Here is a 20,773-nt window from a genome sequence, read left to right on the forward strand (position 1 = left end):
CACGACTCCCCTTCCGGCCGGGCCTGCCGCGTCGGCTAGCCTCGGGGCGTGGATCCCGATCGCTACGGCACCCGACCGCGCTGGCAGACGCTGGCGCTCGGCCTGCCCCCGGCCGTGCTGCTGCTCGCCATCGGCGTGTGGTGGACGCTGCTGTCGTGGGGCGTGATCGGCGACCAGACCTCGCAGGCCTTCTCGATCGTCGGCCCGATCTTCGCGGGCCTCGGCGTCGCACTCGGCTGGGTCGTGCTCAACCGCGGGCGGCGCTGACCGCAGCCACGAACCGCTCGACGTCGCGGCGGGTGCGGAGCCGGTGCCAGCGCGCGCCGGTGCCTCCCGCCTGCGCCATCCGCTGCTCGTAGCGCTCGGTCGTGCCCGGGTAGGAGGTCCACGCCCACCACACCACCGAGCTCTCGCCGCGCCAGAACATCAGGCCGCGCCACGACTCCCGGTTGCCCGACCACAGCTCCTCTCCGGTCGCGGCGCGCAGGGCGGTACGTCGTACCGAACGACTCATGGCGCGCCAGCGCGGCGGGTTGAGCCACGCGACGACGTCGGCGCGCTCGAGGACCAGGGTGCCGAGGATGGACTGGTAGTTGCCGTCGACCACCCACGAGTCCCCCGCGGTGGCGGCGACGACGCGGGCGCGGATCTCGTCGGGGTCGCGCGGCGTCCAGTCCGGGCCCCAGTGGATGCTGTCGAGCTCGACGGACTCGACGCCGAGGACGTCGGCGAGGCGGCGCGCCAGGGTGGTCTTGCCGGAGCCGGAGCTGCCGACGACGGAGATCCTCATGACCGCACGTGCGGCGAGATGAGGGCGATCCGGACGGACAGGCCGAGGTCGCGGTGGCGTAGCGTAGTGATCCGGCGACCGGGCTGGACGGCGTCCTTGACCGGCGACGTCCGCTCGCCCAGCAGCGCGGCCGTCGCGTCGATGTCGGCGACCGTGAAGGTCACGCCCCACAGGCTCGCCGGTCCGTCGGCCTGCTCGTCGGCGGCGCCGACCACCTCGAGGATGACCTCGCCCATCCGGAAGAAGACCTGCCGCATCGCCCGGCCACCGAGCTCGCCGTCGCGCTCACGCCGTATGTCGAGACCGATCGCCTCGAGCGCGCGCACGGTGCGGCGCAGGTCGGGGGTGAGCAGGACGACGTGGTCGATGTGGGTGACGCCGTTGGGGTGCTCCCGCGCCTCCGCGGCCTCGGGCTCGGCCTCGCGCGTCGCGGCCGTCGTCGGGATCCCGTCGATGCTGTCGGCGGCCACCCCGCGCAGCGACCACCCGACGATCCCCCGGCCCCGCTCGCGCCCGACCAGACGGATCCGAACCGAGCCGACCCGGCTGACGCCGTCCGCGTCGACGTGGAAGCCGGCGTCGCGCCAGGCGTCGACGGGGTCGGCGACGAGGAGCTCGTCGATCGTCACGAGGTCCACCGGTCCGAGCGTGCATCGCGCTGCGCCGACCTGTCCATGACTCGATCCTCCCAGGCCACGGATAGCGTGTGCGCGTGGTGAGCTTCCTGCTGTCCGTCACCTTCGCGTGCGGCGTCGTGATCGCGGTCGCCCACGTGATCAACCGCCAGTTCATCGCCCCCGTCTACGACGTCCTGGCCAACCTGACGGCGTTCGCCTGCGCGGTGGCCGCGTCGCTGATGCTCGGGCACTGGGTCCCTGCAACCTTCTCCGGGGTGGCGATCTGCTGCTGGCTGGTGCTGGCGCGGCGGACGGCGCTGGCGCTCTCGCGCTAGCTCCGGCCTGAGTACGCTGCCCGCATGGCAGTGCGCGTCGACCTCAACATCTCCCTGGACGGATTCGCGACCACGACCGACCAGACGCACGACAACCCGTTCGGCGACGACTGGCCGCGGCTCACCGGCGCGTACGTCGCCACCCGCACCTTCCGCGAGCGCGTCCTGCACGACAGCTCGGGCGCCGGCACCACCGGCGTCGACGACAAGTACGCCGAGGCCTACTTCGCCGAGCTGGGCGCGGAGATCATGGGCGCCGGCATGTTCGGCCTGCACAACTTCCCCGACGACCCGGACTGGCGCGGCTGGTGGGGCGACGAGCCGCCCTTCCGCATCCCCGTCTTCGTCCTCACCCACACCGCGCCGCGCCCCTCGATCGAGATGGCCAACGGCACGACCTTCCACTTCCTCACCGCGACGCCGCAGGAGGCCCTCGACCGGGCGCTGGAGGTCGCCGGCGGCAAGGACGTGCGGGTGGGCGGCGGCCCGACCGTCGTACGGGACTTCTTGAAGGCGGGCCTCGTCGACCAGCTCCACGTCGCGATCGCGCCGATCCTGCTCGGCCGGGGCGTGCGGCTGTGGGACGACCTGCGGGGGCTGGAGTCGTCGTACGAGGTGACGAGCGAGGTCGCCGAGAGCGGCACGACGCACCTGACGTTCCGCCGGTAGGTCCGGATGGTCCCACTGATCGTCGGCGTGCTGGTCGCCCTGCCCGCCTTCTGGCTGTGGGCGCTGATCGGCGCGCTCAGCTGGCCGGCCTCGACGTGGGACGCCGCAGGCCTGAGCCGGGCGCGCTGGGTGCTGCGCATCGCGATTCTCGGCGTGATCGGCGCCTGGTGGTATGTCGCCTCGGCGCGGCAGGAGCTGCGGACGGCGTACCGCGCCGTCCGATGGGCCGATCGAGAGCCGACCTGAAACGTCGACGGACGCGCGAGACCGAGGCAACTCGCGCGAAACCCTCAGGTGTCGGGCCCGCCCGCCGATCAGGGACGGTTGACAGGACCAACCGTTCTCGGGCGGAGCCACGAAGCCGCACCAGGGGAACTGCCATTCCCCCCGTGCGGTGTACACCCGAAAGGTAACACCGTGAACACTGACGCCACTGCCGACACGCCGGAGCGCCCCAGCCACACCGGCCTCGATCTCATCCGCCGCTGGCTCGACGAGATGGCCACCGCCACCGAGAGCCCGGCGGCCTGAGCAGGCCTCCGGGCCGCCGGGCCGCCGGATTCAGACGTTGAAGCGGAACTCCACCACGTCACCGTCGGCCATGACGTAGTCCTTGCCCTCCATCCGGACCTTCCCCGCCTCCTTGGCCTTCGCCATCGACCCCGCGGCGGTCAGGTCGTCGAACGACACGACCTCGGCCTTGATGAAGCCCTTCTGGAAGTCGGTGTGGATGACGCCGGCGGCCTCGGGGGCGGTCGCGCCCTTGGCGATCGTCCAGGCGCGGGTCTCCTTGGGGCCGGCGGTGAGGTAGGTCTGCAGGCCGAGGGTGTCGAAGCCGACGCGGGCCAGCACCTCGAGGCCGGGCTCGGTGACACCGGCCTCGGCGAGGAACTCCGCGGCCTCCTCCTCGTCGAGCTCGATCAGCTCGGACTCGAACTTGGCGTCGAGGAAGATCGCCTCGGCGGGCGCGACGAGAGCGCGCATCTTCTCCTTGAGCGAGTCGTCGGAGAGCTCGTCGGCGTCGCAGTTGAAGACGTAGATGAACGGCTTGGCGGTGAGCAGCGAGAGCTCGCGCAGCAGGGTGCGGTCGATCGAGGTGGCGATGATCGGCGTACCGGCCTCGAGCGCCTCCTTGGCGGCCTTGGCGGCGTCGAGGTTGGCGGCGAGCTCCTTGACCTTGCGCGCCTCCTTCTCCAGCCGTACGACGGCCTTCTCGACGGTCTCCAGGTCGGCCAGGATGAGCTCGGTCTGGATGGTCGAGATGTCGTTGCCCGGGTTGACCTCGCCGTCGACGTGGGTGACGTCCTCGTCGCGGAAGACGCGCGTCACCTGGCAGATCGCGGCCGACTCGCGGATGTGCGCGAGGAACTTGTTGCCCAGGCCCTCACCCTGCGAGGCGCCGCGCACGATGCCGGCGATGTCGACGAACTCCACGGTCGCGGGCAGGATCCGCTCGGAGCCGAAGATCTCGGCGAGCTTCGCCAGGCGCGGGTCGGGCACGCCCACCACGCCCACATTGGGCTCGATGGTGGCGAACGGGTAGTTCGCCGCAAGGACGTCGTTCTTGGTCAGCGCGTTGAAGAGCGTCGACTTGCCCGCGTTGGGGAGACCGACGATGCCGATGGTGAGTGCCACGGGCGCTGATTCTAGTTCGGTACGACGAGGGGGCCCGAATCACCGCCGGACCCCCTCGCCGCCCCACTGCGGGTGGCTCAGGCGCCGTAGAGCGCCCGGACCCCCGCCGCGTCGGAGGCCTGGAACTCGAGGTCGGCCGAGCTGCCGTTGCACTGGGGGTAGTGCATGATCGACGCCGCGTCGTACGGCGTCAGCGGCCGCCAGTTGTTGTCCTCGAAGCAGGTGCCCGCCTCCGGGCGCGTGTGCTCGTGCCGGAAGCCCAGCACGTGGCCCAGCTCGTGGCCGAGGATGTCGCCCGGCTCCCAGATGCCCGACGTCCAGATCGAGTCGTCGACCAGGACGTTGCGCGAGCGCTTGGGGGTGCTCGGGAAGAAGGACCTCGCGATGTACTGCGTCGTGCTCACCGGCTCGACGGAGAACAGGATGCTGTTGTTGCGGGTCGTGCACTTGGCGTCCTGGGCGGGGACGTAGACGAAGTTGACCTTCGACGTCGCGCCCTCCCACAGCCCGGCGCCGGCGGCCATCGCGGCGACGATGTCGTCGTGGCGAGTGCCGAACCTGGTGCTCACGCAGTAGGTCAGGTTGAGCGCCTGCGACGCGCTCCACTTGTCGTCGACGCCGCCGACGGTGTTGACGATGAGCCCGTCGTTGCGGGTGTCCGGCGTGCTGACCATGCGGTCGTAGAACTTCTTGAGCTCCGCCTTGGTCGCGAGCGCCTCGTCGCCGTTGACGACGTACGCGCCGTCGACGTCGACGTACGTCGATGCCTCGAACTCCCGGAACGTGGGGACGTCGCCGGTCGACGCGGTGGTGGCGTCGGCCGAGGACGAGGTCGAGACGAGCGCGCCTGCGAACGCGGTGGCGAGGCAGGCGACGCCGAGGGAGATCCTGCTGATCCGAGCTGACAACTGCATCCGAGATGCCTTTCTCCTCCGAACTGGACCGGCACATCGAAACGCCGTCGCGCCCGGCCCGTCCAGAGGGACGACGGCTCAGAAAGCGGCAGGGTCGGCGGCTGCACGAATGTGAGTCAGGCCTCGAACCGGTCGGACAGCGCGTAGCGCAGCAGGGCCACGTCGCCGATGGCCCGCGTCTCGACGAGCTCGGCGCGTCGCCCCGCCGAGAACGGGAAGTCGGCGTCGCCGACGAACCGCCGGGCGCGGGAGTCGCCGACGAAGAAGGGCGCCACCACGAGCTGCAGCTCGTCGGCGAGCCCCGCGGCGAGGAACTGCGTGTGCACGGCCCCGCCGCCCTCCACCATCAGCCGGCGTACGCCGCGCGCGCCGAGGTCGGCGACGACATCGGCCATCCGCACCTCGGGGCCGAGCGCGACGACCTTGGCGAGCGAGCCGACCCGGCTCTCGAGCCCGGCGGCGGTCGCGTCCGGACAGTAGACGAGCTTCTCGCCGTCGCCGAGGGTGAAGAAGCGGGCACCCGGCTCGAGCTCGCCGCCCGACGTCAGGGTCACCTTGACCGGGCCCTCCGGGCGGCCCTGCGCGACCCGGGCACGACGCCGTTGCGCCGACCGGATCTGCAGCCGCGGGTCGTCGTTGCGGACCGTCGCCGCGCCGACCAGGATCGCGTCGCACCCGGCACGCACCGCGTCGACCCGGTCGAAGTCGGCGTCGTTGGAGAGCAGCAGCCGCTCCTCCCCCGCGCTGTCGAGGTAGCCGTCGAGCGAGACGCTGCAGCTCAGGAGGACGTACGGCCGCTCGCCCATGCCGGCTCCTCCTTCCCGACCGGGACGCCGTCCGAGGCCCGCGGCGGGCGCGGCGCCCGCAGCACCAGGATCCCCGGCAGCGTCGCGACCAGCGACATGACGCCGTAGACGACGGCCACCTCGACCCCCGTTGCGGCGCCCAGCCCCGCCGCCCCGAACGCCCACGCGGCGGCGCCCTCGCGCGGACCCCAGCCGGCGATGCTCACCGGTACGGCGGATGCCAGTAGCACCGCGAGCGCCAGCGCGAGCAGGCGCGGCGTGGACGCCGTGACGCCCGCGGTCCGCGCCGCGACGAGGAAGACGGCCACATGCCCCGACGCCGCGAGCAGGGACAGCAGCAGCACCTCCGGCCAGGTCCCGCCCAGCGCCGCCGCGGCCTCCTTCCGGGCGGCCGCGACGACCAGCAGGGCGAACGCACCGACGGCCACGACCGCGGCCAGCGCCCAGCCGCGCAGCGCCCCCGGCAGCAGCGGTACGACGGCCACGGCCAGCGCGACCTGGACCGCCTGACCGCTCGCCCGGTCCCAGAACACCGAGCGCAGACCGCGCCCGAAGGCGCCGGCGTCCTGGCCGTGCCGGAACCCGCGGTGCAGGTCGCCGACCACGCCACCGGGCAGCGTCGCATTGAGCAGCTGGGCCCGGTAGTAGGCGCGGTAGGCGGCCCGGAACGGGATCCCGACCCCGAGCCCGGTCGCCACCAGGCTCCACCGGCGCGCGCAGCAGGCGGTGGTCGCCGCGGTGACGACCAGCGCGACCGCGAGCGCGCGCGCGTCGGTGTGCGCGAGACCGTCGAGGAAGGGCCGCGCGCCCAGCCGGACGGCGAGCACGACCAGGATCGCAACGGCGGCCAGCAGCCGGATCCGCGCCCACGCTCTCGTCGCGTCGATGGCCGGCTCCTCTCCCCGCTCGCTCTCCGTCACCCGTCTCCTGTCAGTACGACGCCGGGCGCGATCCGGTTCAGCACCCCGTCGACCGCGGCCGCGGTCGCGGTCCAGCCCTCCAGCCCCGTGCGGCGTCCGAGCGCCGCGGCCCGCCAGCGCGCGCGCCGGTCGGCGTCGCACAGCCAGGCCCGCAGGGCCTGCCCCAGCCCCACCGGGTCGCCGACGGGGACGAGCGCGCCCGGCAGCGTGCCGTCGTCCGCCCTGCCGAGCGCCTCGGGGTGACCGCCGACATCGGTCGCGATCGCCGGCAGCCCGCGCGCGAGCCCCTCGGCGAGCGCCATGCCGTACGACTCGCGGTGCGAGGGCGCCACCACCAGATCGCTCGCCGTGCGGACGTCGTCGAGCCGGGCCGGCGACATCGGCCCGAGGAGCTCGAGCCGATCGCCGAGGCCGAGCCGGCCGGCACGCGCGCGCACGCTCTCGACGTACGACGGCGCGAGGTCGAGCGCGCCGACGCACCGGCAGTGCCAGTCGAGGTCGCGGACCTCGGCGAGCGCGCCGAGCAGGTCGTCGTAGCCCTTGGCCGGGGTGACCGGCCCGACGCAGAGCAGGTGGGTGCCACCTGCCGTGCCGGCGACCGTCGGGCCGAGGTCGACGCCGGGCCGCGCGACCTGGACCGATGCCCCCGGCACCCGGTCGAGCACCCAGGCCCGTGACCACGCGCTCGTCGTCACGACCGCCGCCACGGCATCCAGCACCGCCGGCTCGGCCGGCCCCGACCCCGGCATGTGCAAGAGCACCGCCACCCGGAGCCGGCGGCTGTCGGCTACCAGGACGTCGGTGGTCGACGCGATCAGTCCGTCGACGAGCACCACCGCGCGGTCCGGCAGCCCCGCCAGGACGGCGTCGAGCGTCGCGGCGCCGATCCGGTGCTCGCGCACCTCTCGCCCGAGGACGGTGAGGCCGGCGCGGAGCCGCCGGTCGTAGACGTTCCCGCCACTCGGCCGCCGCGGGTCGTCGACGCCGTCCGGAACGAGGATGTGGACCGTCACAACGCCCGCTCGTAGCTCGCCCACGCGACGTGCGACTCGTGCAGGGTCACCTCGACGCCCGTGAGGGCCCGGCCACCCGCCCCGAGGTCGCCACCCGAGGCGCGCTCGGCGAGCCGGTCGGCGACCCAGCGCGCGAGGACCTCGGTCGACGTGTTCTGCCCCGCGAGCGCGTCCTCGTCGTCGAGGTTGCGGTAGTGCAGCCGCCCGAGCACCTCCCGTACGACGTCGGTGGCGCGGCCGATGTCGACCAAGATGCCGTCGGCGTCGAGGTCCGGACCGGAGAACGTCGCGTCGACGACATAGGTCGCGCCGTGCAGCCGCTGCGCCGGTCCGAACACCTCGCCCTGCAGGCTGTGCGCGATCATGATGTGGTCGCGGACGCTCACGCGGAACATCAGGCCTCCTCAGACGGTGCGGGGTGGTCGGGGTGGTCGGGGTGGTCGGGGTGGTCGCGGTGGTCGCGGTGGTCGCGGTGGTCGCGGTGGTCGGGGTGGTCGGTGTAGTCGACGGCGTGACAGAGCCCCGGCAGGGCGCCGGCGGCGATCCTCGCCATCACCTCCGGCAGCTCGTCGAAGTGCGAGCAGCCGGTCAGCAGGGCGTCGTAAGCCGGGTCGCGGAGCAGGTCCAGCGCCAGCGCCAGCCGGTCGCGGTGGCTGCGCGAGCCACGACGGGCCGGCGCGACCATGCCCACCTGGCTGCTACGCAGGGTGAGCCGGGCGGAGTGGAACGCCTCCCCCAGCGGTACGGCGACCGGCCGGTCGCCGTACCAGGACAGGTCGAGGACCGTCCCCTCCGGCTGCACCAGCTCGAGCGCGCGGCGCAGCCCCGCCTCCGTCGCGCTGGTGTGCACCACCAGGTCGCTGTGGGCCGGCGCGGCCTCCGGGGCGGCGAAGCCCACGCCGAGCGCGGCGGCCACCGCGGCCCGACTCGGGTCGGTGTCGACGAGCGTCGCCGTCACGCCCGGGACACCGGCGGCCAGCCGTGCGACGCAGCAGCCGACGAGCCCCGCGCCGACGACCGTGACCTGGTCGCCGACGAGCGGCGGCGCGTCCCAGAGCGCGTTGACCGCCGTCTCGACGGTGCCCGCGAGCACCGCCCGCGCCACGGGGACGCCCTCCGGCACCGGGACGACGGCCTCGGCGGGCACGACGTACGCGGTCTGGTGCGGGTACAGGCAGAAGACGGAGCGCCCGACCAGCGCGGCCGGGCCGCGCTCGACGACGCCGACGCTGAGGTAGCCGTACTTCACCGGGCCGGGGAACTCGCCGTCCTGGAACGGTGCCCGCATGACGGCGCGCTGACCGGCCGGCACCCGGCCGGCGAAGACGAGCGACTCGGTGCCGCGGCTGATCGCCGAGCGCAGCGTCCGGACCAGGACCTCGCCGTCGCGCGGCTCCGGCAGGGTGACCGGGCGGATCTCGCCGCGTCCGGGCTCGGCGAGCCAGTACGCCCGGGCCTCGTCGACCACCCCGGACTCCTCTCGTCGTCTGGTGAACCGATGTCCTGCGCGCGTCGTAGCAGTGGGTACCACCTAAGCACGGAGGCGCGATGGATCGGGTTCAATCGAGCGTGCACCTCGGCCCCGCGGACCGGGTCACGGCGGTGCGCGCCGCCCTCGCGGGCGGTGCCGCCGTGCTCGCCGTGCGCGGCCTGGTCGAGCCGCTGTCCCCGCGGCTGACCGCCGTCCTGGTGGCGGTGAGCACGGTGGCGCTGGTGCTCGACGCGGTCGACGGCTGGATCGCGCGTCGTACCGGCACCGCGAGCGCATTCGGCGCTCGCTTCGACATGGAGACCGACGCCTTCCTGATCGCGGTGCTGAGCGTCCACGTGGCGCCGACGCTCGGGTGGTGGGTGCTCGCGATCGGGGCGATGCGCTACGCCTACGTCGCCGCCGCGCGGGCGCTGCCGTGGCTGCGGCGACCGACCCCGCCGCGGTACTGGGCGAAGGTCGTCGCCGCGATCCAGGGCATCGTGCTGACCGTCGCGGCGTCGTCCCTCCTGCCCGAGCCGACCGCCCGCGCCGCGGTGGTCGCCGCCTTGCTGCTGCTCGTCGAGTCCTTCGGCCACGACGTCGTCTGGCAGTGGCGCCACCGGCACGATCCCGCCGACGCGCCCGTCCCCGCAGGTACGACGGCGCCGTCGCCGCGGCTCGTCACGTTCGCGGCGGTCGTCACCCTCTGGATCGCGCTGGCTCCGCCGCACGTGGCCGACGGGGTCGGCCCCGGCGACTTCGCCCGGATCCCGGTCGAGGGGCTGGTGCTGGTCGTACTCGCGATGGTGCTCCCGACGCTCGGCCGCCGGGCGCTGGCCGTCGTCCTCGGGCTCGTGATGACGGCGCTCGCTTTGCTGCGCGGGCTCGGCCTCGGCTTCGAGGTCTACCTGGGACGGCCGTTCCACCTGCTCGGCGACTGGTCCTACCTGCCCAAGGGCTACGGCGTCGTCCGCGACACCCAGGGCGGGCTGGTCGCCGTCGTGCTGCTCGTGGGCGTGATCTCGCTGGTCGTGGCCCTGGCCGCGCTGCTGACCTGGGCCGCCGTCCGGGTCGCCCACGCCGCCGCCGGGCGCCCACGCCCGGCGGGGCGCACGGTGGCCACCCTCGGCACGGTCTGGATCCTCTGCGCGGCCCTCGGTGGGCCGGTGGACGGCGTCGCGGCGGCGGGCTCCGCCGGCCTCGTCGTCGACACGGTCGACCAGGTGCGCGCCGATCACCACGACACGCGGGTCTTCTCCCGCGTGCTCGCCACCGACACCTTCGCCACGACGCCCGGCGACCGGCTGCTGCGCGGGCTGCGCGGCAAGGACGTGCTGCTCGTCTGGTTCGAGAGCTACGGCCGGGTGGCGCTCGAGGACAGCTGGTTCGCGCCGTCGGTCGTCGACGTCCTCGACCAGGGCAGCCGCGCGCTGACAACCGCGGGCTACCAGGCGCGCAGCGCCTTCCTGACCTCACCGACCTTCGGCGGCGCCAGTTGGCTGGCCCACTCGACCCTGCAGTCGGGCGCATGGGTCGACAGCGAGCGTCGCTACGACCAGCTGCTCGCCAGTGACCGCCTCAGCCTCGCCCGGGCCTTCGGGTCGGCCGGGTGGCGCACCGTCTTCTCGGTGCCGGCCAACACCGACGCCTGGCCCGCGGGGGCGGCCTTCTACCGCTTCGACCAGCTCTACGACTCCCGCAATATCGGCTACCGGGGCCCGCGGTTCGGCTACGCCGCGATGCCCGACCAGTTCACCCTCGACCAGCTCCGCCGAACCGAGCTCACCCCCGGCCCCCGCCAGCGGGTGTTCGCCGAGATCGACCTGCTCTCGAGCCACGTCCCGTGGACGCCTCTGCCGACGGAGGTGCCCTGGTCAGCGGTCGGCGACGGCTCCGTGTACGACGGCATGCCCTCGGGCGGCGCGTCGGGCGTGGCCGGCGACGAGCCTGCGCGCACGACGCAGCGCGACTACGCCGCGTCGGTGCGCTACACCTGGCAGACGCTGCTCTCGTTCCTGACCACCTACCCGGACCCGAACCGCGTGGTCATCATCGTGGGCGACCACCAGCCGAACGCGATCGTGAGCGGCCGCGACGCCGGCCACGACGTGCCGATCTCGGTGATCGCGCAGGACCCGGCGGTGATCCGGCGCATCGACGGCTGGGGCTGGCAGCCCGGGATCCTGCCCGGCCCCAAGGCGCCGGTCTGGCGGATGGACGCCGTCCGCGACCGGCTGCTGACGGCGTACGGGCAGGCGGACTGAACCGATCGAGCGCGCCCACCGTGTTCCCCGTAGAAGGCCCTTTCGGCGAACCGAAGCGAACGGAGTGAGCGCGATGGCGATACGCGTCCTGGGCGCGCTGGCGGCACTGGTGTCGGCGGGAGTCCACTTGTACCTGTGGTTCGACGGCGTGAAGGACCAGGGCACGGTCGGCCGGCTCTTCGTGGTGAATGTCGTCGCCGGCGTGGTGATCGCCGCCTTGGTGGTCGCCTGGCGGCACTGGATCCCGCTGTTCCTGCTCGCCGGGCTCGGCGCAGCGACGTTCGGGGCGTTCCTGATCTCCGTGTCGGGCAGCCTGTTCGGCATCCACACCTCGTGGAGCTGGTACGCCTGGCTGGCCGCGATCGCCGAGATCCTCGCGATCGTCGTCGCGGTGACGGCGGCTGCCGCCGAGGGCTGGTTCGGCTCACTCGGTGCTCACTCGGTGAGGCGCAGGACCGAGTAGCCCGACGCCGTCCGGACCTCGACCGACGCGATGTCGGCGGGCGGCGTCGACGTCGCCAGGGTGACGTGGACCTCCTGGCCGCGGGCGCTCCGCCAGCTGCCGACCTGCTCGGAGCGGCCGTTCGCCGACCGCACGACCAGGACGTACGTCGTCGTACCGGGCAGCGGGCCCTCGTAGGTGCACGTCAGGTCGATCCGCGTGCCCCAACGGCGACCGGTGAGCGACACCCACCCTGACGACGGCGACCCGAGGCTCTGCATCCTCTGCGCAGCGGCGAGCTGCGGAGCGTCGTCCTGGCGGGTCGCGCCGATGCTGACCGCGACCCCGCCCAGCAGGACGACGGCAGCAGCCGCGACCGCGATCACCCGGCGCCGCCGCCGTCGCGCTTGCGTCCGCAGCCTCGCCATCAACCCCGGCAGGAGCGTGTCCGGGACCGGCTCGACCCGCTCCAGCTCCTCGACCACCTCGCGCGGCACGCGCGCGAGCAGGCCGGGCAGGTCGGACAGCTCGCCCAGCGCCCGGGAGCACTCCGCGCAGTCCGGGAGGTGCCGCTCGTAGGCCGCCCGCTCGTCCGCGGCCAGCGCGCCGAGCGCGTAGGCCCCGTCGAGGTGGGTGAAGTCGCAGCTCACGACGCCGCTCCCGTCTCGTCGAGGATCAGCCGCAGGGCACGCAGCGCATAGTGCGTCCGCGACTTCACCGTCCCCACCGGGATCTCGAGCCGCCGCGCGGCCTCGGCCACCGTCCGGCCGCGGTAGTAGCACTCGACGAGCACCGCCCGGTGCTCGGCCGACAGCCGGCGCAGCGCATCGGCGACCACCCACGACAACAGCAGCTCGTCGGTGCCGTCGTCGACTGCGCCCGCGTCCGGCTCGGCCGTCGCGAACTCGCGATGACCGCGCCGAGTCCGCCACTCGTCGATGACGACATTGCGCGCGACCGTGAACAGCCACGACCGCACCGACCCGCGCGACTCCTCCAGGACGGCGGCGTGGCGCCAGGCCCGCAGCATCGTCTCCTGGACGACGTCCTCGGCCCGGGCGCGGTCGTTGCCGGTCAGGTGCAGGCAGAAGCCCCACAGGGCGGACGCGTGGTCGTCGTACAGGATCTGCAGGGCCGTGGCCGGGTCGTTGGTCATCCGCGCCTCCCAGCGGGAGACACGACGACGCGACCGGAGCGGTTCAACGCGAGCGCGCACCCGACCGCGAGCGTGAACGCGGCGAGCAGGTAGGCGTTGCCGGGCAGCTGCTCGTACCACCGCCAGTCGTACTCGCGACCCGACCCCCACGGCGGCCAGAGCATCGGCCGGGCCACGAAGACCGCCGTCCAGGCCACGGCGGCGAGCCGGCTGCGGTCGGCGAGCACCAGCGCGACCGGCACCGCCCACACCCAGTGGTGCGACCACGACACCGGCGACGCGACGAGCGTCGCCACCGCCGCGAGGCAGGTCGCGAGCAGCCGATCGCCACGCCGCCACCAGACGGTCGCGACCACCACGATGCTGCCTGCCAGCGGGCCGGCGACGACGAGCCACAGCCACGTCGGCGCCGGCTCGCCGACCAGCCGGGTCAGCGCGCCGTCGACCGACTGGTTGTGGGCCAGCGCCGGCGGGCCGACCCGGCGGGCGTCGAGCAGCCGGTCGGTCCAGTACGACGCCGCGGAGCCCGGCAGCACCACGAGACCGAGCACGACGGTCGCCGCGAACGCCAGCGCCGCACGCCCCGCCGCGGTCCGGCGCCCGACCAGGACGAGCAGCACCACGAACACAAGCGGCGTGAGCTTGATGCCCGCGGCGACCCCGACCAGGACCCCCGACCACCGCCGCTCCACGCCGAGCAGGTCGACGAGCACGACCAGCATCAGGATGAGGTTGATCTGCCCGAAGGAGAACGTCTGCCACACCGGCTCCAGCGCGAGCGCCCCGACGCCGAGCGCCGCGACGAGCAGGTCGGGCGCCGGCCGGCCCAGCGTGCGGAGCACCAGCCGGATCCCGGCGAGCAGCGCCGCGGCCGACGCGGCGGTCCACAGAGCCGCCGCCGTCCAGCCGGGCACGACGGCGAGCGGCACCATCAGGACCGCGGCGAACGGCGGGTAGGTGAAGGGATAGCCGGTGACCGGGTCGCCGGCCTGGTAGAGCCGGGTCTGGTGGAGGACCGCGTCGCCGCCGTACCGATAGACGTGGAGGTCGGCGAACCCGCCGACGAGGGCGCCCGCGACCAGCGCGACGAGGACGACGGCCACGACGGCCCGGCCGACTCCCCGCTGCGCGCGGTCCACGACTGCAGCCTAGGCTTGCCCGGTGCGACTGGCCACCTGGAACGTCAACTCCCTGCGGACCCGGATCGACCGCGTCGAAGCCTTCCTCGACCGGCACGACATCGACGTGCTCGCCGTCCAGGAGACCAAGGCGCGCGAGGAGCAGCTGCCGCTGATGGGCCTGCAGGCGCGCGGCTACGAGATCGCCGCGCACGGCCTCAACCAGTGGAACGGCGTCGCCCTGATCAGCCGGGTCGGCCTCGACGACGTCGCCGTCGGCTTCGCCGGCCAGCCCGGCTTCGGCGAGGCCGGCGACATCGAGGCGCGCGCGATCGGCGCGACCTGCGGCGGCGTCCGCGTGTGGAGCCTGTACATCCCCAACGGCCGCAAGCCCGACGACCCGCACTACGTCTACAAGCTGGACTGGCTCGCCCGCCTGCGCGAGGCGGCCTCCGCATGGCTCGACCTGCCGACCGCCCTCGTCGGCGACTGGAACATCTGCCCCACCGACGACGACGTCTTCGACATCGCCCAGTTCAAGAACTCCACCCACGTCACCCCCGCCGAGCGCGCCGCCTTCCAGGCCTTCCTCGACGGCGGCTGGTCGGAGGTCACTCGCGCCCACGCACCCGGCTACACCTACTGGGACTACTACCGCCAGCGCTTCGAGCGCGACCGTGGGCTCAAGATCGACTTCGTGCTCGGCTCGGACTCGTTCGCCGAGCGGGTCAAGGGCGCGTTCATCGACCGCGAGGAGCGGGACCCGAACGACGGCTTCCCGGGCGCGCCGTCCGACCACGCGCCGGTGGTCGTCGACCTCGCCGACTGACGTCCCTGGGAGCTCAGTCGCGCCGCAGCACCTGACGCCGTACGGCGAGCAGCGCCAGGCAGGCGGCATAGCCGAGCAGCAGCGCGACCGCGTGGTGCGACACCCCCGACACGGTCGCCTGCACCAGCCCGTCGTCGGCGCGGGCGACGGCACCCGGGTCGCTGAAGGCCAGCAGTACGACGAGCGCGAACATCGCCAGGGGCGGCAGCACGCCGACGGCGAAGAAGTCGTTGGGGCGCACGCCGAGGGCGGCGCCGACGCACACGGTCACGAACGCCAGGTCGAAGAAGAGCCCGAGCCCCTCGGAGAGCAGCAGGTCGACCACGGCGGCGGTCACCAGCAGCGCCACGGCCAGCGACACCACGTCGCGGCCGGGACGTCGGCCCTCCTCCCAGAGGGTGCGGGCGCGCGCCGTACTGGTCACGCGTCCACGCTAGGCGCTGGCGCCGACAACGGCGCGGAACCAGCCCGGCGCGTCAGAACCGGTCGGGATCGCCCGCGCCCCTGCGCAGCACCTCGGGCGCGCCCTCGGACCAGTCGACGACGGTGGTCGGCTCGGCCGGGGTCTCCCCCGCCTCGACGACGATGTCGACGTCGTGGTCGAGGTCCTCCTTGATCTCCCAGCCCATGGTGCGGGGCTCGGTCTCACCGGGGAGGATCAGCGTCGAGGTCAGCAGCGGCTCGCCCAGCTGCTCGAGGAGCGCCTGCACGAAGACGTGCTCGGGGATGCGGACGCCCACCGTCTTCTTCTTCGGGTGCATCAGCCGCCGCGGCACGTCGGGCATCGCCGGCAGGATGAACGTGTACGGCCCGGGCGTCGCGGCGCGGATCGCGCGGAACGCCGAGTTGTCGACGTGGACCATCTGCCCGAGCTGGGAGAAGTCGCGGCACATGAGCGTGAAGTGGTGCTTGTCGTCGAGGCCGCGGATCTTGAGGATCCGGTCGCGCCCCTCGCGGTTGCCGATCCGGCAGCCGAGCGCATAGCCCGAGTCGGTCGGGTAGGCGATCAGCGCGTCGTCGTTGTTGAGCGCGTCGACGATCTGCTGGACGAGACGGGGCTGCGGGTTGTCCGGGTGGACGTCGAGGTAGCGGGCCATCTCGTCAGGCCCGGCCCGCGGCCTTGAGGTCTCGGTGCAGCTCCTTGGGCAACGAGAACGCGAGCGTCTCCTCGGCCGTCTGCACCGGCCGTGCGTCGGGGTAGCCGCGCTCGGCGAGATAGCCCAGCACCTCCTGGACCAGGTGGTCGGGCACCGACGCGCCGGAGGTGACGCTGACCGAGCGGACGCCGTCGAGCCAGCGCTCGTCGAGCTCGCTCACGTCGTCGATCCGGTACGACGCCTTGGCCCCGGCCTCGAGCGCGACCTCGACCAGGCGGACCGAGTTGGAGGAGTTGGCGGAGCCGACCACGATCACCAGGTCGGCGGTCGCGCCGATCTCCTTGACCGCGACCTGGCGGTTCTGGGTGGCGTAGCAGATGTCGTCGCTGGGCGGGTCCTCGAGCTGCGGGAACTTGGCACGCAGCCGGCGCACGGTCTCCATCGTCTCGTCGACGCTGAGCGTGGTCTGCGAGAGCCAGGCGAGCTTGGCGTCGGGCGCGAACTCGAGCTTGTCGACGTCGTCGGGGTGCTCGACGAGGACGGTCTGCTCGGGGGCCTCGCCCGCCGTACCTTCGACCTCCTCGTGGCCGGCGTGGCCGATGAGCAGGATCGTGTAGCCCTCGCGCGCGAACCGGACCGCCTCGCGGTGGACCTTGGTCACCAGCGGGCAGGTGGCGTCGATGGTCTTCAGCTCGCGGTCGGCGGCCTGGCGGTGGACCGCCGGCGAGACGCCGTGGGCGGAGAAGACGACGGTCGCGCCGACGGGGACCTCGTCGAGCTCCTCGACGAAGATCGCGCCGCGCGACTCGAGGTTGGCGACCACGTGCTTGTTGTGGACGATCTGCTTGCGGACGTAGACGGGCGCGCCGTAGAGGTCGAGCGCCTCCTCGACCGTCACCACGGCGCGGTCGACGCCGGCGCAGTAGCCGCGCGGGTCGGCGAGCAGGACCTCACGCTCTCCGTCCTCGAGCAGGCGCGGGGTACCGAGGTCGATCGTCATGCGGCCAGTCTACGGACCCGGCTGGTCCGCCCGAAAAGGACGACGGCCCGCCACCCTCGCGGGTGACGGGCCGTCGTGGCGATCTGCTCGATCAGGCCTTGTCGGCGTCCTCGGCGGACTCCTCGGTGGCCTCCTCGGCGACCTCGGCCTCAGCGGCCTCGGGCGCCTCGACCTCGGCGTCAGCCTCGGTGACCTCGGTCTCCTCGACCTCGACCGGAGCCTCCTCGACCGGAGCCGGAGCGGCCTCGGCCTTGGCGGCCTTCGGCGCGGCCGGGGCGTAGGCCTCGGTCACCAGCTCGATGACAGCCATGGGGGCGTTGTCGCCCGCACGGTTGCCGACCTTGGTGATCCGGGTGTAGCCGCCCGGGCGCTCGGCGAAGGTCGGGGCGATCTCCGCGAACAGGTGGTGGACGACGCCCTTGTCGCGGATGTCCTTGAGGACCTCGCGACGCTGGTGCAGCGGGTTCTCGCCGGCGTGCGCCTTCTTCGCCTTGGTGATCAGCTTCTCGGCGTAGGGACGCAGGGTGCGCGCCTTGGCCTCGGTGGTCGTGATCCGCCCGTGCTCGAAGAGCGCGGTGGCCAGGTTCGACAGGATGAGGCGCTGATGCGCGGAGCTACCGCCGAGGCGGGGGCCCTTCTTGGGCTTGGGCATTGCTCTCTCGTTTCTCCCCGGCCGTGTGAGGTACCGGGAGTCAGGCCCGGCCGTATCAGGTACCGGGCGATTTCAGGGGCCGTGCTGGTCAATCGTGGTGCCGGTCTGGCCGCCAAGCAATCTCTCACTCAGCGAACCTCGACCGCGGTGTGATCAGGGCGCCCGGCGGCGAAGCCGCCCGGTGCCGGCCCGCGGGGCGAGCGTGCGAGTCCCCGTGCGGCCGGCGCCGGTTGGCGCCCCGATCACACCATCAAACTCAGAACTCCTCGGACTCGATGAAGGACGCGTCGTCCTCGTCGTCGTCGGAGTAGTTGGCCAGAGCAGCCGACGGGTCGAAGCCCGGGGCGCTGTCCTTGAGGGACAGACCCATCTCGTGCAGCTTGGCCTTGACCTCGTCGATGGACTTCGCGCCGAAGTTGCGGATGTCCAGCAGGTCCTGCTCGGAGCGGCTGATGAGCTCACCCACGGTGTGGATGCCCTCGCGCTTGAGGCAGTTGTAGGACCGGACGGTCAGCTGCAGGTCCTCGACCGGGAGGGCGAGGTCGGCGGCGAGCTGCTCGTCGACGGGCGACGGGCCGATGTCGATGCCCTCGGCCTCGACGTTGAGCTCACGGGCCAGGCCGAAGAGCTCGACCAGCGTCTTGCCGGCCGACGCGATGGCGTCGCGGGGCAGGATCGACGGCTTGGTCTCGACGTCGATGACGAGCTTGTCGAAGTCGGTGCGCTGCTCGACGCGGGTGGCCTCGACCTTGTAGGTCACCTTGAGGACGGGGCTGTAGATCGAGTCGACCGGGATCCGGCCGATCTCGTTGTCCGCACCCTTGTTCTGGACGGCGGAGACGTAGCCGCGGCCGCGCTCCACGACGAGCTCGAGCTCGAGCTTGCCGTTGTCGGAGAGGGTGGCGATCTTCAGGTCGGGGTTGTGGACCTCGACGCCGGCCGGCGGCGCGATGTCGGCACCCGTGACGTCACCGGCACCCGACTTGCGCAGGTACATGGTGACCGGCTCGTCGTGCTCGGAGGAGACGACGAGGCCCTTGAGGTTGAGGATGATCTCGGTGACGTCTTCCTTGACGCCCTCGATCGTCGAGAACTCGTGGAGGACGCCGTCGATCTTGATGCTCGTGACCGAGGCACCGGGGATCGACGAGAGGAGGGTACGACGCAGCGAGTTGCCGAGCGTGTAGCCGAAGCCGGGCTCGAGCGGCTCGATGACGAAGCGCGACCGGAACTGGTCGACGCTCTCCTCCGAGAGAGTGGGGCGCTGTGCGATGAGCACTTGTTTCGATCCTTTCCGGGCCGACCGCTATATGAGGACCCAGACGTGGTGCGGAATTGGAGAAGAGGACCTATGTGCCTCCGCTGGGGACCCGCCCCGGTGACCACCGGAGGGGGTCTGGGGGCGAAGCCCCCAGCGGGGGCACTCGGGGGCGGAGCCCCCGAGCGTTGAGGGGTCTGGGGGCGAAGCCCCCAGCGGGGGCACTCGGGGGCGGAGCCCCCGAGCGTTTACTTCTTGGAGTAGTACTCCACGATGAGCTGCTCCTGGATCGGCAGGTCGATCTGCTCGCGCACGGGAACGCTGTGCACGAGGATCCGCATCCGGTTGGGGAGCGCCTCGAGCCAGGCCGGGACGACGCGCTCGCCGTGGGTCTCACGGGCGACGATGAACGGCGTCATCTCGAGCGACTTCTCGCGCACGTCGATGATGTCGTACTGGGTCACCTGGAAGGACGGGATGTCGACCTTCTTGCCGTTGACCAGGAAGTGACCGTGGGTCACCAGCTGGCGGGCGTGGCGGCGGGTGCGGGCGAAGCCGGCACGGTAGACCACGTTGTCGAGACGGCACTCGAGCAGCTGGACCAGGTTGTCGCCGGTCTTGCCCTGGCGACGGGCGGCCTCCACGTAGTACTTGTGGAACTGCTTCTCGAGCACGCCGTAGGTGAAGCGGGCCTTCTGCTTCTCCTGCAGCTGGTTGCGGTACTCGCTCTCCTTGACGCGCGCGCGGCCGTGCTGGCCGGGCGGGTAGGGGCGCTTCTCGAAGGCAGCGTCGCCGCCGACGAGGTCGACGCCGAGACGGCGCGACTTCTTGGTCAGAGGTCCGGTGTAACGGGCCATTGAAGTTCTCCTCTAAGTCCTGGTACGACGCTCAGACGCGACGGCGCTTCGGCGGGCGGCAGCCGTTGTGCGGGGCGGGGGTCACGTCCTGGATGGTGCCGACCTCGAGGCCGATCGCACCCAGCGAGCGGATCGCCGTCTCGCGGCCCGAGCCCGGGCCCTTGACGAAGACGTCGATCTTCTTCATGCCGTGCTCCATCGCCCGACGACCGGCGGCCTCGGCGGCCATCTGCGCGGCGTACGGGGTGGACTTGCGGGAGCCCTTGAAGCCGACGGTGCCGGCAGAGGCCCACGAGATCACCGCACCGGTCGGGTCGGTGATCGTGACGATCGTGTTGTTGAACGTGCTCTTGATGTGGGCCTCGCCCTGAGCGACGTTCTTCTTCTCCTTGCGGCGCACCTTCTTGGCGCCCGCGCGAGCCTTGGGAGGCATTCGCTATCTCCTAATAAGAACTGGTCGTTGAGGTCAGTGAGATCGCACGAGGCGATCGATCACTTGGCCTTCTTCTTGCCGGCAACCGTGCGCTTCGGGCCCTTGCGGGTACGAGCGTTGGTCTTGGTGCGCTGGCCGCGGACCGGAAGGCCCATGCGGTGGCGGCGACCCTGGTAGCTGCCGATCTCGATCTTGCGGCGGATGTCGGCCTGGACCTCGCGACGGAGGTCACCCTCGATCTTGAAGTTGGCCTCGATCTCGTCGCGGAGCTTGACCAGCTCCTCGTCACCCAGCTCGTGGACGCGAAGGTCCGGGCTGACGCCGGTGGCCTTCAGCAGCTGCTGGGCGCGGGTACGGCCGATGCCGTAGATGTAGGTGAGAGCGACCTCGATGCGCTTGTCGCGCGGCAGGTCGACTCCGACGAGGCGAGCCATGGTGGCTTCCTTTCGAACAGTCACGGTGGTGTGGTCGTGATGCGTCCGGGCGGTCTTGCTCTG

27 protein-coding genes are annotated in these 20,773 nt (G+C 72.4%); 7 read left to right on the forward strand and 20 right to left on the reverse strand.

Features of this window, described 5'->3' with window-relative positions; genetic code table 11:
• Positions 1-48 precede the first annotated feature (48 nt).
• Positions 49-267, forward strand: a complete 219-nt coding sequence (locus AB4880_RS15270) for a hypothetical protein (protein ID WP_367920076.1) — start codon at positions 49-51, stop codon at positions 265-267.
• Here AB4880_RS15270 and AB4880_RS15275 read toward each other — a convergent pair.
• Positions 248-790, reverse strand: a complete 543-nt coding sequence (locus AB4880_RS15275; RefSeq protein WP_367920077.1) for a P-loop NTPase family protein — start codon at positions 788-790, stop codon at positions 248-250. The genes AB4880_RS15270 and AB4880_RS15275 overlap by 20 nt on opposite strands.
• Positions 787-1,428, reverse strand: coding sequence for a VOC family protein (locus AB4880_RS15280; protein WP_367920078.1), 642 nt, complete (start codon positions 1,426-1,428; stop codon positions 787-789). The genes AB4880_RS15275 and AB4880_RS15280 overlap by 4 nt, the downstream gene beginning before the upstream one ends.
• 74 nt (positions 1,429-1,502) lie before the next feature.
• On the opposite strand from AB4880_RS15280, the gene AB4880_RS15285 reads away from it, so the two are divergent.
• From AB4880_RS15285 to AB4880_RS15295, 3 genes are read left to right on the forward strand one after another with little or no spacing between them, the layout of a single operon-like run.
• Entirely contained in the window at positions 1,503-1,742 is a 240-nt protein-coding gene (locus AB4880_RS15285; RefSeq protein WP_367920079.1) for a hypothetical protein, read from the forward strand.
• Between the two features lie 24 nt (positions 1,743-1,766).
• Complete coding sequence (locus AB4880_RS15290) at positions 1,767-2,411, forward strand: dihydrofolate reductase family protein (protein WP_367920080.1); 645 nt, start codon at positions 1,767-1,769, stop codon at positions 2,409-2,411.
• A 6-nt stretch (positions 2,412-2,417) separates the two neighbouring features.
• Complete coding sequence (locus AB4880_RS15295) at positions 2,418-2,657, forward strand: hypothetical protein (RefSeq protein WP_367920081.1); 240 nt, start codon at positions 2,418-2,420, stop codon at positions 2,655-2,657.
• A 315-nt stretch (positions 2,658-2,972) separates the two neighbouring features.
• Here AB4880_RS15295 and ychF read toward each other — a convergent pair whose 3' ends face one another.
• From ychF to AB4880_RS15330, 7 genes are all read right to left on the reverse strand, one after another.
• Complete coding sequence (gene ychF, locus AB4880_RS15300) at positions 2,973-4,046, reverse strand: redox-regulated ATPase YchF (RefSeq protein WP_367920082.1); 1,074 nt, start codon at positions 4,044-4,046, stop codon at positions 2,973-2,975.
• 77 nt (positions 4,047-4,123) lie between these two features.
• Positions 4,124-4,960 (reverse strand): zinc metalloprotease, encoded by an 837-nt coding sequence (locus AB4880_RS15305; protein WP_367920083.1) that lies wholly within the window; start codon positions 4,958-4,960, stop codon positions 4,124-4,126.
• A 116-nt stretch (positions 4,961-5,076) separates the two neighbouring features.
• Positions 5,077-5,766 carry a RibD family protein gene (locus tag AB4880_RS15310; RefSeq protein ID WP_367920084.1) on the reverse strand — a complete coding sequence of 230 codons (690 nt, stop codon included), beginning with the start codon at positions 5,764-5,766 and terminating at the stop codon, positions 5,077-5,079.
• Positions 5,739-6,686 (reverse strand): lysylphosphatidylglycerol synthase domain-containing protein, encoded by a 948-nt coding sequence (locus AB4880_RS15315; protein ID WP_367920085.1) that lies wholly within the window; start codon positions 6,684-6,686, stop codon positions 5,739-5,741. The genes AB4880_RS15310 and AB4880_RS15315 overlap by 28 nt, the downstream gene beginning before the upstream one ends.
• Positions 6,683-7,699 carry a glycosyltransferase family 4 protein gene (locus AB4880_RS15320; protein WP_367920086.1) on the reverse strand — a complete coding sequence of 339 codons (1,017 nt, stop codon included), beginning with the start codon at positions 7,697-7,699 and terminating at the stop codon, positions 6,683-6,685. Before AB4880_RS15320 ends, AB4880_RS15315 begins: the two co-directional genes overlap by 4 nt.
• The gene (locus AB4880_RS15325) at positions 7,696-8,094 is read right to left on the reverse strand and encodes a 6-pyruvoyl trahydropterin synthase family protein (protein WP_367920087.1); all 399 of its coding nucleotides are present in this window, start codon (positions 8,092-8,094) and stop codon (positions 7,696-7,698) included. Before AB4880_RS15325 ends, AB4880_RS15320 begins: the two co-directional genes overlap by 4 nt.
• Positions 8,094-9,167 carry a zinc-dependent alcohol dehydrogenase gene (locus tag AB4880_RS15330; protein WP_367920088.1) on the reverse strand — a complete coding sequence of 358 codons (1,074 nt, stop codon included), beginning with the start codon at positions 9,165-9,167 and terminating at the stop codon, positions 8,094-8,096. The genes AB4880_RS15325 and AB4880_RS15330 overlap by 1 nt, the downstream gene beginning before the upstream one ends.
• Positions 9,168-9,247: 80 nt before the next feature.
• Here AB4880_RS15330 and AB4880_RS15335 point away from each other — a divergent pair, with 80 nt between their 5' ends.
• The gene (locus AB4880_RS15335; RefSeq protein WP_367920089.1) at positions 9,248-11,434 is read left to right on the forward strand and encodes a CDP-alcohol phosphatidyltransferase family protein; all 2,187 of its coding nucleotides are present in this window, start codon (positions 9,248-9,250) and stop codon (positions 11,432-11,434) included.
• 73 nt (positions 11,435-11,507) lie between these two features.
• Positions 11,508-11,897: a hypothetical protein gene (locus AB4880_RS15340; RefSeq protein WP_367920090.1), complete on the forward strand. Its 390-nt coding sequence runs from the start codon at positions 11,508-11,510 to the stop codon at positions 11,895-11,897.
• On the opposite strand, the gene AB4880_RS15345 is transcribed toward AB4880_RS15340, so the two are convergent.
• The 3 genes from AB4880_RS15345 to AB4880_RS15355 are packed head-to-tail and all read right to left on the reverse strand — an operon-like array spanning position 11,870 to position 14,171.
• The gene (locus AB4880_RS15345; RefSeq protein ID WP_367920091.1) at positions 11,870-12,526 is read right to left on the reverse strand and encodes a hypothetical protein; all 657 of its coding nucleotides are present in this window, start codon (positions 12,524-12,526) and stop codon (positions 11,870-11,872) included. The genes AB4880_RS15340 and AB4880_RS15345 overlap by 28 nt on opposite strands.
• Positions 12,523-13,032 (reverse strand): sigma-70 family RNA polymerase sigma factor, encoded by a 510-nt coding sequence (locus AB4880_RS15350; protein WP_367920092.1) that lies wholly within the window; start codon positions 13,030-13,032, stop codon positions 12,523-12,525. The genes AB4880_RS15345 and AB4880_RS15350 overlap by 4 nt, the downstream gene beginning before the upstream one ends.
• On the reverse strand, positions 13,029-14,171 hold the full coding sequence (locus AB4880_RS15355; protein ID WP_367920093.1) for a glycosyltransferase 87 family protein: 1,143 nt from the start codon (positions 14,169-14,171) through the stop codon (positions 13,029-13,031). Before AB4880_RS15355 ends, AB4880_RS15350 begins: the two co-directional genes overlap by 4 nt.
• 22 nt (positions 14,172-14,193) lie before the next feature.
• Here AB4880_RS15355 and AB4880_RS15360 point away from each other — a divergent pair, with 22 nt between their 5' ends.
• Positions 14,194-14,979: an exodeoxyribonuclease III gene (locus AB4880_RS15360; RefSeq protein ID WP_367920094.1), complete on the forward strand. Its 786-nt coding sequence runs from the start codon at positions 14,194-14,196 to the stop codon at positions 14,977-14,979.
• A 13-nt stretch (positions 14,980-14,992) separates the two neighbouring features.
• Here AB4880_RS15360 and AB4880_RS15365 read toward each other — a convergent pair whose 3' ends face one another.
• From AB4880_RS15365 to rpsM, 8 genes are all read right to left on the reverse strand, one after another.
• Positions 14,993-15,403, reverse strand: a complete 411-nt coding sequence (locus tag AB4880_RS15365) for a DUF6542 domain-containing protein (protein ID WP_367920095.1) — start codon at positions 15,401-15,403, stop codon at positions 14,993-14,995.
• Between the two features lie 52 nt (positions 15,404-15,455).
• Positions 15,456-16,076 carry an L-threonylcarbamoyladenylate synthase gene (locus AB4880_RS15370; RefSeq protein ID WP_367920096.1) on the reverse strand — a complete coding sequence of 207 codons (621 nt, stop codon included), beginning with the start codon at positions 16,074-16,076 and terminating at the stop codon, positions 15,456-15,458.
• 4 nt (positions 16,077-16,080) lie between these two features.
• Complete coding sequence (locus tag AB4880_RS15375) at positions 16,081-17,076, reverse strand: 4-hydroxy-3-methylbut-2-enyl diphosphate reductase (RefSeq protein ID WP_367920097.1); 996 nt, start codon at positions 17,074-17,076, stop codon at positions 16,081-16,083.
• 91 nt (positions 17,077-17,167) lie between these two features.
• Positions 17,168-17,728 carry a 50S ribosomal protein L17 gene (gene rplQ, locus AB4880_RS15380; protein WP_367920098.1) on the reverse strand — a complete coding sequence of 187 codons (561 nt, stop codon included), beginning with the start codon at positions 17,726-17,728 and terminating at the stop codon, positions 17,168-17,170.
• A 256-nt stretch (positions 17,729-17,984) separates the two neighbouring features.
• Positions 17,985-19,007 (reverse strand): DNA-directed RNA polymerase subunit alpha, encoded by a 1,023-nt coding sequence (locus AB4880_RS15385; protein ID WP_367920099.1) that lies wholly within the window; start codon positions 19,005-19,007, stop codon positions 17,985-17,987.
• 227 nt (positions 19,008-19,234) lie between these two features.
• Positions 19,235-19,843 carry a 30S ribosomal protein S4 gene (gene rpsD / locus AB4880_RS15390; RefSeq protein ID WP_367920100.1) on the reverse strand — a complete coding sequence of 203 codons (609 nt, stop codon included), beginning with the start codon at positions 19,841-19,843 and terminating at the stop codon, positions 19,235-19,237.
• A 31-nt stretch (positions 19,844-19,874) separates the two neighbouring features.
• The gene (rpsK, locus tag AB4880_RS15395; RefSeq protein ID WP_038681087.1) at positions 19,875-20,276 is read right to left on the reverse strand and encodes a 30S ribosomal protein S11; all 402 of its coding nucleotides are present in this window, start codon (positions 20,274-20,276) and stop codon (positions 19,875-19,877) included.
• 59 nt (positions 20,277-20,335) lie between these two features.
• Positions 20,336-20,710, reverse strand: a complete 375-nt coding sequence (rpsM, locus tag AB4880_RS15400; RefSeq protein WP_139621500.1) for a 30S ribosomal protein S13 — start codon at positions 20,708-20,710, stop codon at positions 20,336-20,338.
• Positions 20,711-20,773: the final 63 nt, after the last annotated feature.

Source organism: Nocardioides ginsengisoli, assembly GCF_039537225.1.
GTDB lineage: Bacteria > Actinomycetota > Actinomycetes > Propionibacteriales > Nocardioidaceae > Nocardioides > Nocardioides ginsengisoli.